Source organism: Microcoleus sp. MON1_C5 (assembly GCF_036701875.1).
GTDB lineage: Bacteria > Cyanobacteriota > Cyanobacteriia > Cyanobacteriales > Microcoleaceae > Microcoleus.
The window spans coordinates 21,501-34,776 of sequence record NZ_JAUBRN010000064.1 but is presented as its reverse complement, the minus strand read 5'-3'; the positions used below and the strand labels follow the sequence as shown (position 1 = coordinate 34,776).

General features: G+C 45.6%; 6 protein-coding genes. 5 read left to right on the top strand and 1 reads right to left on the bottom strand.

The window, feature by feature from the left end; genetic code table 11:
- Nucleotides 1–38 precede the first annotated feature (38 nt).
- From QUA71_RS24145 to QUA71_RS24130, 4 genes are all read left to right on the top strand, one after another.
- Nucleotides 39–2,978 (top strand): ATP-binding protein, encoded by a 2,940-nt coding sequence (locus tag QUA71_RS24145; protein ID WP_333288935.1) that lies wholly within the window; start codon nt 39–41, stop codon nt 2,976–2,978.
- Complete coding sequence (locus tag QUA71_RS24140) at nt 2,975–3,346, top strand: response regulator (RefSeq protein WP_333217287.1); 372 nt, start codon at nt 2,975–2,977, stop codon at nt 3,344–3,346. Before QUA71_RS24145 ends, QUA71_RS24140 begins: the two co-directional genes overlap by 4 nt.
- A gap of 155 nt (nt 3,347–3,501) precedes the next feature.
- Entirely contained in the window at nt 3,502–4,836 is a 1,335-nt protein-coding gene (locus QUA71_RS24135; RefSeq protein ID WP_333288932.1) for an ATP-binding protein, read from the top strand.
- A gap of 157 nt (nt 4,837–4,993) precedes the next feature.
- A complete protein-coding gene (locus QUA71_RS24130) occupies nt 4,994–6,385 on the top strand; it encodes a response regulator (protein WP_333288930.1) in 1,392 nt (463 codons plus the stop codon).
- Between the two features lie 257 nt (nt 6,386–6,642).
- On the opposite strand, the gene QUA71_RS24125 is transcribed toward QUA71_RS24130, so the two are convergent.
- Nucleotides 6,643–8,010 carry a TldD/PmbA family protein gene (locus tag QUA71_RS24125; protein ID WP_333106075.1) on the bottom strand — a complete coding sequence of 456 codons (1,368 nt, stop codon included), beginning with the start codon at nt 8,008–8,010 and terminating at the stop codon, nt 6,643–6,645.
- Nucleotides 8,011–8,555: 545 nt separating this feature from the next.
- On the opposite strand from QUA71_RS24125, the gene QUA71_RS24120 reads away from it, so the two are divergent.
- A complete protein-coding gene (locus QUA71_RS24120; RefSeq protein WP_333288929.1) occupies nt 8,556–13,202 on the top strand; it encodes a PAS domain S-box protein in 4,647 nt (1,548 codons plus the stop codon).
- Nucleotides 13,203–13,276 lie beyond the last annotated feature (74 nt).

The following is a 13,276-nucleotide window of genomic DNA, read 5'->3' as shown; positions in this document are numbered from 1 at the left end:
GTCAGAAGTCAGAAATAAAATGTAATTAGGTAAAATTGATGGCTACAGACATCCGACACCAGCCAGCAAACGGCTACGACTCACAACCAACTCAGCCTTCCCCAACAGAAAATCTTAATAGGCGATCGCCCATGCGCCTCCAGAGAAGTCTGAGTTCTGTTGAAACCTGGGGCTTTGGCCTGAGCGGTCATATCGCATGGGTAACAATTGCACCACCAATGTACGCCGCTCTGGGCCCAAATGCAATTTTCGTCTGGCTGCCCGCCGTGGTGTTAGGAGTGATCCTGAACCTACAAGTGAAACGCTTAGGGGAACATTGGCCAGAAATGTCCGGGGGAACGCCCAACTATATCACCAGGCTACTGAGGAACTATCCCTCTCTGGGTCGCTATGCGGCGTTCGCTTACTTCCTGAGTTGGGTAGTATATCCCTCAGTGAATGCGATCGTCATCACAGACCTCATCCAAGCTAACCTGGAACCCTTGGGCATTCCGTGTCCCAGAACAATTCTCATAGTGGGATTCACACTGATCGCTTATATAGTGGCATTTAGCGGCACTCGCGCTCTAGGAATACTGCACGCATTTTTCGTGTTCCCAGCAATTGGATTTCTACTGGTGTTTGGCATTCAAGGGATGGGATGGTTAGCTTTATCTCCAGAGAGTCCCGGACTTTTCCCCAGCAGTTGGCCAACCTTAACCTTTGTGGACTGGGCTAAGTGGTCGTGCTTCGCGCTCTACGCTACTTGCGCCTGCGAAACAGCTTCTTCCTTTGTCGCCGACAGCCGTCGTCCCAGTGAAACTTTGCGGTTTCTGAACTTAGCTGCTGCACTAATTGTTCCCATATTTCTAGCCAACTCCTGGGTACTGATGCGCTTAGCCACCGCTGAAGGACTGGGGGAAGACTCATTTAAGAATTTATTAGCAGCCGCCGTACCATTTTGGGGCCCGTCAGCTTCATTAATCGTGACACTGTTGCTGGCTTCAAGCTGTTTTCTAGCTTGCGCCACTGCGGTTTCTAACTCTCCCCGAATGTTGTACCAACTCGCTTTAGATGGATATGTTGCACCCGTGTTTGCGATCGTTTCCCGACGAGGTGTTCTGCAACCGGGCTTGATATTTTGCGTTTTAATTAATTTGATCGCTTTACTTTGGATAGATATAACTCGGCTATTGGTGATTGGTTCTGTTGGCTTCGTCGTAATGTTGATGTCACTCAATCTCGGACTCTGGCTGCGGCGAGGCTCTCCAGAAGTGCGATGGCCTTGGTTGGCATTAGGCTTCTTGATGTTTGATGGTGTGGTGTTGCTGGTTGGAGGCTTAGCTTGGAGTCGGGAAGATGTGCTGATTGGGTTCCTGTTTCCTGGGGTTGTTTTCGTAGTGGATGCGGCTATCCGTCGCATTCCCTTTGCACCGTTTCATCCAGAGTGGTGGATTCAGTGTTATCGGCAACAGCGCAAGAGCTTGATACCAGATTTTGTGGCGTTTCAGGTTGTAGTCGTGATTTTACTGATTTCTAGCGCCGCTACGGTCGGCTGGTTGTTTGGTATCCCCTTAGAGGCTAACTCAAGTCTTGCCTCTAATCTTTTGGTAGTGCTAGTGTTGAGTATCACCTTTGTCGGGGTAGCCGTTGCCTGCTGGACGAGCTTACCCCAAGTCGTCTTAATGGACGAGGCACGAGAGGGAGCAGAACAGCTTTTTACCATTGCCCTAGATGCTATTGTAGTGCTGGATGGAAAAGGTGTAATTCGTCAGACTAATCCCGCTGCTGAAAGCCTCTTCGGAATAGATATTACAAGGCTAATTGGGTCTTACCTGAACAAATTACTACCCGGATTAGCGGCTCAGCCAGAGCAGTGGCTCAGTCGCAGCGAACACACCCTCAACTTACCCGATGGAAACTCGCGCATCCTCGAAGTTGCCATCTCAAACCGATTCTCTCAACAAGCTTCTCTTTCCAATCAGGATCTCCAAGAATATGTGGCGATCGTGCGCGACATCACCGATCGCAAGCAAGCCCAAGAAGCACTGCAAAAAGCTAATGAGGAACTAGAAATCAAAGTTGAGGAGCGTACATCTGAACTCACCCATACTGTGCAGCAATTGCAAAATGAGATTGAAGAGCGCCAGCGGGTAGAAGCAAATCTCAGAGCTATGCAAAATCAAATTGTCGTGCAAGAAAAACTAGCTTCTCTGGGTAGTTTAACAGCAGGCATTGCCCACGAAATCAGAAACCCATTAAACTTTGTCAACAATTTCTCAGAACTTTCTGCTGAATTAACCGAAGAACTGTTTGAAAAAATTGAAAATCAAGCAGAACGTTTAGATCCCGAAACCAGTGACGATATTGCCGAGCTATTAACCGATCTCACAGCTAATCTTAAAAAAATCAATCAACACGGTCAAAGAGCCGACAAAATCGTTGGTAATATGCTTTTGCATTCTCGCGGACAAAGCGGTCACTGGGAAGCTACAGATCTAAATAGTTTATTGGCTGAATATATCAATCTAGCCTATCACGGGATGCGAGCCAAGGAAGCTGCTTTTAACATTACCATAGAAACCGACTATGACAATGACATAGGCGAAGTAGAGGTCGTGCCACAAGACATCGGTCGGGTTTTTCTTAACATTATTAGCAATGCTTGCTATGCAACCTATAAAAAGAAACAAGAAATGGGTTCAGCATTTTCACCGCTGCTTGACGTGAGAACTCGAAATCTTGGTGACGCGATTGAAATCCGCATTCGCGATAATGGCTCAGGTATAAAACCCGAGGTAGTCGATAAAATTTTCAATCCCTTTTTTACTACAAAACCACCAGCCGAAGGTACTGGTCTAGGTCTGTCTATCAGTCAGGATGTTATCGTCCAGCAACATCGCGGAGAACTAAAAGTCGAAACAGAAGTAGGAAAATACACAGAGTTTATAATCACATTGCCCAAAAAAATAGCTGAAATTAAGGAGTTAAAAAAATGAAAGTAATGGTGGTAGACGACGAGGAAGATATTCAGTCACTGTTCAAGCAGAAATTTAGGAAAGAAATCAAAGCAGGGCAAATTCAATTTCATTTTTCCCTGTCCGCAGAGGCAGCTTTGAACTACTTAGAAAACCAGGATGAAGCGTCTATTGTCTTGATTTTATCGGATATTAATATGCCAGGAATGAATGGGATCGAACTGCTCAGGATTCTCAAAGAAAAGTTTCCCGATTTAAAAGTTTTTATGATTACGGCTTATGGAGATGAGAGAAATTACCAAACCGCAATGGCTTATGGAGCTGATGACTATATTACTAAGCCTGTTAATTTTGATACACTCAAAAATAAAATACTCAACTTGGAGTAAATTTACAAGGAAACATATTTAGTAATTGGTAATGAGTAATTGGTAATTGAAAGCAGTACCTCAGTCGAGTTAAAATGGCTCGATTGCATTTTCCTTCTGTTCTTCTGGAACGCTAAATCTTTATGATGAGTTTTAAGAGTTACTGAAAAATGAATATGTCAGCAAAAATAATGTTTGTGGATGATGAACCAGATTTAGAATCTCTACTTTCCCAGAGATTTAGGAAAAAAATCCGCGCCGAAAAATGGCAGCTTTTTTTTGCCCACAATGGCGTACAAGCGCTGGAGAAATTGAAAGAATACCCGGATCTAGATATAGTAGTGACCGACCTTAATATGCCTGAAATGGATGGCCTGACTTTACTCTCTAAACTTAATCAGATAAACCGCCCTTTCAAAACAATAGTTATATCAGCCTATGGCGACATGAAAAATATAAGAAATGCGATGAACTTCGGTGCTTTTGACTTTCTAACCAAGCCTATAGATTTTCAGGATCTAGAAATTACCCTCAACAAAACGCTGCGCGAGGTGCAACAGGTAAAAGAAAATCAGCGCTTGCGGGAGTCAGAAGCTCGCGCTAGAGAAGAAGCTCAGCATTTACAGAACTGTATGCAAGACCTAAAAAAGACCCAAGCTCAACTGATTCAGACCGCAAAAATGTCTTCTTTGGGTCAAGTGGTTGCGGGGATTGCCCATGAAATCAACAACCCCGTCAACTTTATCTACGGCAATATCAGCCACGTCAGTGATTATATTCAAGACCTACTGCACCTGCTACATCTCTATCAGCAGTACACCCCTCCCAATTCTGAGATTCAAGCTGAAATCGAAGCCATAGATTTGGAATTTATGATAGTAGATTTACCTCAAATTATGGTGTCGATGAAAGGGGGTGTTGACCGCATTCAGAAGATTATTTTGTCTTTGCGTAACTTCTCAAGACTGGATGAAGCTAACATAAAGTCGGTTGACATTCACGAGGGGATAAAAAGCAGCCTGCTGATTTTGCATAATCGATTTCAAGCAAGGGCAGGGCGTCCAGAGATTCAAGTGATGGAGGAGTACAGCAATCTGCCTTTAGTGGAATGCTATGCCGGAGAACTCAACCAGGTGTTTATCAACATCCTTTCTAATGCGATTGATGCTTTGAATGAGTACAACAAACAACGGTCACTAGATAACCCCCCCGCTTGCCCCCTCGCCATTACTATTCGCACTTTTCTGCTAGAGGAAAAATCCCGTGTCGTCATTCAAATTCGGGACAATGGGCCGGGAATAACGGCAGAGGTGAAAGACCGTATTTTTGAACCATTTTTTACTACTAAGCCTGTAGGTGAGGGTACTGGTTTGGGTCTCTATATAAGCTACCAAATTGTACATGAGAAGCATGGGGGCGCATTGAACTGTTTTTCAGAGGTGGGGCAGGGAACAGAGTTCTGGATTGAAATTCCAATCAGACAAACTAGGGCGGCACTCAACCTTAGCTAATCCATCGACTTTTACCAAACTCAGAGCCTATTCCAGCCATCTGGTTGGCCCTTGTAGAAATCAGCCTTTTCATTACTCCTGAAATAATCTATAATAGGACGTAAAGTAGATAAAAATTACTCGGCGGATAAGTTAATGAATCCCAGGAGTTCAAAAAATGTCACCTACGACCGCACTGGCTCGCAATATGCCAGCTCAAATATTATTTGTGGATGACGAGCCTGATTTAGAATCTTTAATTTCCCAGAAATTTAGACAAAAGATCCGCACCGGAGAATACCAAGTTTTTTTTGCACACAATGGCGTAGAAGCGCTTTCAACGTTGCGAGAGCACCCGGATATAGATATTATCCTGACAGACATTAATATGCCAGTCATGGATGGTATGGCTTTGCTAGCGAAACTTAACGAGCTAGTTACTATGGTCAAAACAGTAGTTATATCTGCTTATGGCGATTTGGGGAATATCAGAAAGGCGATGAATGGCGGGGCCTTTGACTTTTTGATTAAGCCTATAAATTTTCAGGATTTAGAAATTACGATTAACAAAACTTTATGTCATGTGCAGCAGCTAAAGGAAAACGAGCGCGCCCGCCAAGAAAGAGAGGAGAAATTGCGGCAATCGGAAGCGCGAGAGCGAGAAAAAGCCATCCAACTAGAACTGGCCCTGCAAAATTTACAGCGCACCCAATCTCAGCTTATTCAGACTGAGAAAATGTCTAGCTTAGGACAACTAATTTCCGGTATTGCCCACGAAATTAATAATCCCGTTAACTTCATCTATGGCAACTTAACTTATGTCACAGATTACACTCAGGGGCTCTTAAGTTTAATCAAGCTTTACCAGGAACACGATGCTCAGAATTACCCTGAAATCGAATCTTTAATTGAGAAAATAGAGCTGGATTTTATCACAGAGGATCTGCCTAAAATGCTGTCTTCAATGCAATTGGGGGCAGAACGTATCCGTCAGATTGTGCTGACGTTGCGGAACTTCTCGCGCCTAGACGAAGCTGAGATGAAACCCGTTAATATTCACGAGGGAATCGACAGCTCTCTAGTAATTTTGCAGAGTCAGCTCAAGGCTAAGCCGAATTCTTCGTCTATTCAAGTTATTAAAGAATACGGAGATTTGCCACAAATAGAATGTTATGCCTGTCAGTTGAATCAGGTATTTATGAATTTGCTAAGCAATGGCATTTATGCCTTGAATCACTATGATAAAAAACTCAGCCCTGAGCCAATTAAAAACGAGCCTAGGACGATTACGATTGCTACTTCTATGCTCAATCGCGAGTGGGTAAGAATCAGTTTTAAAGATAATGGCCCGGGGATGACAAGCGATGTAATAAATCGGCTGTTTAATCCTTTCTTCACAACTAAACCTGTGGGTGAGGGCACTGGCTTGGGATTATCGATTAGCTATCAGATTGTGGTGGAGAAGCACGGCGGAGATTTGAAGTGTTTTTCGGAGCCAGATCTAGGTGCAGAATTTGTGATTGAGATTCCGATTAGGCAGAATAATCGGATAGAGATGAAGGCAACTTAAGGGGAATTAAACAAAAAATCAGCAAAGTCTGGTAAAGTCTATAATCGCGATCGCACTTCCCCACTTTCTCTGTAATTTATGAAGCCTCCCAAACACCGAACGACCTAGCTGAAGCCCTCTATAGTAGATTTTGAGTGGTTGGTCAACTTGTCAGTGTCCCGGACTGGTTAAGGTGAGGCGTGAGGGCGCGAACACGCCTTCACCATGTGCCAGTTGGGTAAGTTTTGAACTAATAATTAATGACTAATGACTAAGGATTATCTTCCTCCGACGACGACATTTTTAATCCGCAAATGGGGGCCGCCGACGCTTACGGGCAAACCGCTCTGACCGCCTTTACCGCAACCGCCGTAGGCATAAACCGAGTCGTTTCCTATAGACTCAATATCCTTTAACGTCTGAAATACATTGCCGCTTAAAGTGACATCGCTCACCGGTTCGGCCAATTTGCCGTCGCGAATCATGAACCCTTGAGCCGCCGCAAACGTAAACATTTCGCCGTTGGTTTGTCCTCCCAACATCCGCACTGCATAAACTCCTTCGTCAATGTCGGCAACCATTTCGTCAAAAGAATGTTCGCCAGACTCGATCGCAGTATTAGTCATCCGCACCAAAGGCATAAAAGTAGCGCTCAGAGCCCGGGCATTTCCCGTCGGACTTTCGCCCATTTTGCCCGCAGTCTCGCGATTGTGCATCCGAGCCGCTAAAACTCCATTTTTAATTAAATGCTTGCACTGAGCCGGCACGCCTTCGTCGTCGTATTTCAAAGTTCCCGGCAATCCCGGCACAGTTGCGTCGTCAATTACATTCAATTGTTCGATCGCCACAGGCTTGCCCAAAGTCAACAATTCCTGCATTTTTGGGTTTTCGTAAATGCCGTCTGCTTCCGACAAATGCCCGAAAGCTTCGTGAATAAAAACCCCCGACAAATAGGGGTCTAAAATCACCGGATACTGCCCGCCTTTCACCGATTTTGCCTCTAGTTGGCCCACAGCTCGAACGGCCGCACTTTTAACACGATCTTCAATATTTGTCAACACATCGTAATCCGATCGCGAGTGAATCGACTCAAACCCTTGGCGGACGACACCGCCCTCGCCGCGGGCGATCGCTCCGAAACGCCCGGTCACGTCCAAGCGCTCTTGAGCGATGCAAGTGCCTTGAGAATTCACAAAATAAGTAATCCCAAATCTGTCGCTGTAACCAGCCATTGTCGTCTGAATTCGCGGGTCATAATCTAACAGCAACTGATTGTAAGATTCGAGCAATTTCCGCTTTTCGGCTAGAGTAATAGAGCGCGGGTCGCGGCCCAATTCCACCGCTACATAATCTTGAATCGGGGTGACATCTGCTAGTAGAGTTTTTTCGCTGCCAACCAAACGAGACTGCACTACAGCTTCTTCAATGCGATCTTTTAACTCATCTAAACCGTTAAAAGTTACAAAACTCCAGCCACCTTTGTGACAGGCGCGGATGCCGCCGGCGAGACTAAAACTGCGGTTGACAGCATCTAACTGAGGGCCGCGAAAACTAATCGCAGTTGACTCGCTTTGTTCGAGGCGAACTTCTAGATAATCTACGCGATCGCGGTAAGGTGCGATCGCTTCCATCAACTGTTCTTGCATCAAATTGCCCCTATGAATGATTGGCCGTAGCGCTGAAAAAAAATTATTCCTAAACCTATTTTAGCTAATAACTCGCGTCTTTCGGGTGCGCGCTCCCCCCCCGGGTGTGGTACGGTATCGTGGCGCGCCCTACCCGAGCAAGGGCGAGTCAACCAATTTTAGATTTTAGATTTTAGATTTTAGATTTTAGATTGATATCGTCCTGAGCCTGCGAAGGAATGAATCCAGGGGCTTTTTAGGAAGGATGCAAAGCTTTTTAAAGTCTCCGTCCTGAGTCTGCGAAGGAATGAATACGGGGGCTTATGACCACATTACTTTCGCTCAGTCGATTGTAGATTTAAAACTTTTTCCATAGAATTGATGATGAGAGGCTTGCCGATCGCCGACGTTCGGCGGGCGTGCTAGAACACAACAAACTCCCGCCCGCTTGCGACAAGCCCGGTATGCCGAAAATCTGGCATTGGCTTAGAGAAATCAAACTAAACTAAATCTATCTAAAGATCTAAAAAATATACCTTAACCGCCGGCAGATGGAATACTTTAAGGTGAAAAAATTCCAAATTTCACCGTATTTAGCAGCAATTTCGGCATCAATAGCAATTTTGGTCGGAGTTGGCATTTTAGATCGCTCAGAACAGCGGCGGTTTTTTCACTACAACCGCGCTAGCACCCTCGAACGCCTCAGCACAGTCCGTTCTAAGCTGGAAGGCGCTTTGAATTCCCGCGTATTTTTGACGCGGGGTTTGGGGGCTTACCTTTCCAACAACCCAAACATCACTGAAGCCGAGTTTACAGCGACGGCGAGAATTCTGGTGGCACAGCAACCGGGCATCCGCGCCATAACTTTAGTTAAAGGCACGACGATCGCTTACATTTATCCACGGGAGGGAAATGAAGCGCTGATCGGGGCTGACTTGACGGCGCTACCCGCACAGCGGCAAATGGTCAAAGAGGTTATCTACACCAGAAAAACTTTGCTAGCCGGGCCCGTGAAATTATTGGAGGGGGACGAGACGTTCATCAGCCGATCGCCGATTTTTCTCACACCCTCCGGCGCCGAGCCCGAAACAGGAGTTTACTGGGGCTTGACAGGTTTGATCATCGACAAAAATTCCCTGATTGAGGAAGCAGGACTCAACGACTCCTCAGCGAAGCTGCAATACGCTCTGCGGGGCAAAGACGGGAAGGGAGCATCCGGCCCTGCGTTTTTCGGTGACGGGTCAATTTTTCAGCAGAATCCCGTGATGCTGGAAGTGACTTTGCCCAACGGTTCCTGGCAGTTGGCAGCAATTCCGGCGGGAGGATGGCCTGCGAATTCGCCGTTTCGGGGGTGGCTGATCTTTGGAGGCGGCTTGCTGGCTGTTTTCAGCGGGGTCGTGGCGTTTAGCTGGGTGTATGGCCCTGTGAAGCTGCAGGCAAGCGAAGCTAAGTACCGACAATTGGTTGAGAATGCTAACAGCATTATTGTGCAGTTAGACAGTGAAGGCAAAATTACTTTTTTTAATGAGTTTGCTGAAACTTTTTTCGGGTATTCAGAAGCAGAAATCATTGGCAAAAGTGCGGTCGGCACAATTATACCGAAAACAGATTTATCAGAAAGTGACTTGGCGGCAATGATTCGAGACTATTTGCCACAGCCGGAAAAATACTTCCAAAACGAAAACGAAAACATCCGCAGCAATGGAGAAAGGGTGTGGATAGCGTGGACAAATAAACCTTTACTAGATGCCAAGGGAAATGTGGCAGGACTGCTTTGTATCGGGACGGATATTAGCGATCGCGTCTTAGCAGAAGCCGCGCTGCTTGAGAGCGAATCTCGCTATCGGGCAATTATTGAAGACCAAACCGAACTGATTTGCCGTTTCTTGCCGAGCGGAGTTTTGACTTTTGTCAACGATGCCTACTGCCGCTATTTCAATAAATCGCGATCGGATTTGGAGGGCCATACTTTTATGCCCTTGATGCCGGCAGAAGACCAAGAAATTCTCAGCCGCAGTTTCAGTTCTCTAAGCCTAGAAAACCCCGTCGTTACCTGTGAACACCGCGTCGTTCTCGAAACAGGGGAAACTCGCTGGCAGCAGTGGACGAATCGGGCGATTTTTGACAGGACGGGCAGCTTGATTGAGTGTCAAGGAGTAGGGCGCGACATTAGCGATCGCAAACAAGCTGAAATCGCCCTGCAAGCTTCAGAAGCAGAACTGCGGACTTTGTTTGCGGCAATGAACGACGTAATTTTGGTGATTGATATTGAAGGACGCTACCTGAAAATTGCCCCGACAAATCCCGGAGTTTTATATAAACCGTCTCCAGAACTGGTAGGTCAAAAAATTAGCGACTTATTCTATCCAGAAATGGCAGAATTTTTTCTGGAGCAAATTCGCACCGCCCTCGCTACAAATCAAATCTGTACTTTTGAATATAACTTGGAAATTGGTAGCATAAAAACGTGGTTTGCCGCTACCATTTCGCCCATGAAAGAAAACACGGTTTTGTGGGTTGCCCGCAACATTACAGAGCGCAAGCAAGCTGAAAATTGGTTGACGGGTCAAAAACAAATTTTAGAAATGATTGCTAAGGGTGCTTCTCTAGGCGATACTTTAAACACTTTAGTTAAAATTATCGAGCAGCAATCTAGAGATGTCATCTGTTCGATATTGCTTCTAGCTCCAGACGGCAAACATTTGCTGCACGGAGCCGCGCCCAGTTTGCCCGACAGTTACAATGCTGCTATTCATGGCATAGCCATCGGCCCGGATGTCGGTTCCTGCGGCACTGCTGCCTTTAGTCGCCAACAGGTAATCGTTACAGATATTGCCAGCGATCCTTTGTGGAAAAATTTTCGAGATTTAGCCTTGAGTTTTGGACTGAGAGCTTGCTTGTCTACTCCTATTTTCTCATCTCAGGGTCAAGTTTTGGGAACTTTTGGAATGTATTATTCCCAACCGCGCCACCCCCATTTTTTTGAGCTGCAATTGATAGAGGCGATCGTAAACTTAGCAGGAATTGCGATCGAACGCAACCAGGCAGAAGAAAGTCTCAAACAGCTCAATCAAGAACTAGAAAATAGAGTCAAACAGAGAACTGCTCAATTGATGCAAACTGAAGAACGCTGGCAGTTAGCACTCAAAGGCAACAACGACGGCATTTGGGACTGGAATTTGCAAACAGGGGAACTATTCCTGTCCGATAGATTTAAGGAAATCACCGGATACGACGAACACAGCCCCATTCTCGATTACTTTGACGAATTGAACAAAAACACGCATCCCGACGATTTAGCGTTAGTAATGCAAGCTCTCCAAGACCATTTAAACAAGAAAACGCCGCATTACATCGTCGAATACCGCTGCTGGTGCTACAACAGCGCCTACAAATGGATATTGAGTCGGGGACAAGCTTTGTGGGACGCATCTGGAAAACCAGTCCGCATGGTTGGTTCAATTACTGACATCACGGAGCGCAAACAAGCAGAGGAAGCACTACGGGAAAGCGAGGCAAGATTCCAAAAGCTGTCGGGTAATGTGCCGGGAGTAATTTATCAATTTGTATTGCGTACCGATAGCTCTTTCAGTTTCCCTTACATTAGTCCGGCTTGCCGAGAAATGTTTGAGCGAGAAGCAGAAGCTGTTATGCAAAATGCGGCTTTGATAACAGATTTAATTCATTCTGATGACCGCCAAAATCATGACGAATCCGTTGCTATTTCAGCCCAAACTTTGCAACCTTGGCACTGGGAAGGACGGTTCGTGCTACCTTCCGGCAAAATTCGATGGTTTCAGATAATTTCGCGTCCTGAAGCTAAAGAAAACGGCGATATTATTTGGGACGGAATCGCGGTTGATGTTACGGATCGCAAACAAGCGGAGTTAGCTTTGCAAGAAAGCCAGCAGTTCATTCAAAAAGTAGCATCGGCTACTCCCGGTATTTTGTATCTCTACGACTTGGAAGAACAGCGAAATATCTACACTAATACTTCAATGCTCGCGCTTTTGGGCTATACCAGCGACGAAATTACAGCGATGGATTCGTCACTGATGTCTCAGTTAATACACCCCGAAGATTTGCCTAAAATTGTGAAACATCACGCCAGCTTTGCAGGAATTGAAGATGGCGAAATTAGGGAAATTGATTACCGGGTGCAGGCCGCAGATGGTCAATTTTTGTGGCTGCAAAGTCTGGATACTATTTTTAGCAGGAATCCTGACGGTCAGGCTAAGGTAATAATTGGATTTTGCCAGGATATTACGACTCGCAAGCAAGCAGAGGAAGCACTGCGACAAAGCGAGGCGCGAGAAAGAGAAAAAGCTCGAGATTTAGAGTCAGCGCTGCTGGAATTGCGCTCTACTCAAACTCAGCTCATCCAAACTGAAAAAATGTCTTCTTTAGGGCAATTAGTTGCAGGCATCGCTCACGAAATTAATAATCCAGTTAATTTCATTCACGCTAACATTGATTATCTCAACCAGTATACAAAAGAGTTGCTGGATCTGGTGACTCTTTACGAACAGGAGTATCCCGAACCCAATTCAAAAATTGTCGATCGCATTCAAGAGATAGATTTGGACTTCATGGCTGAGGATTTAAGAAAACTTGTGGGTTCAATGCAGGTAGGAACAGAGCGCATCCGGCAAATTGTGTTGTCCCTCAGAAATTTCTCCCGGCTGGATGAATCCGCAATGAAGCCGGTCGATATTCACGTGGGAATTGAAAGCACTTTGTTAATTTTGCAGCACCGCTTGAAGAGTCGGGACAGCCGCCCGGAAATTGAAGTAATTAAGGAGTTTGGAAAACTGCCACTGGTGGAGTGCTATGCGAGCCAACTCAATCAGGTGTTTATGAATATTATTGCTAATGGAATTGATGCTATTGAAGAACGATATCACCAGTTATCGGTTCCACAATCAGAGACAAAGACTGGACGGATTGCTATTTCCACGGGTGTAACCCCCGAGAACACTGTTAGAGTAGAAATTTCGGACAACGGTACGGGCATTCCCGAGGGGATAGTCGATCGAATTTTTAACCCGTTTTTTACTACCAAAGCTGTGGGGAAAGGTACGGGGTTGGGAATGTCTATCGCGCACTCGATTGTGGTGGAAAAGCACAAGGGTAAGATTGAGTGCCTTTCTTCCATAGGATGCGGAACGACTTTTAAGATTGAGATTCCGATCGACAAAGTTTATAAACAGTAGGGTGCACCAGTCGATTTGAGATTTGAGATTTGAGATTGACTCCACAGTGGTAGGATGCGTCAGTCGATTTGAGA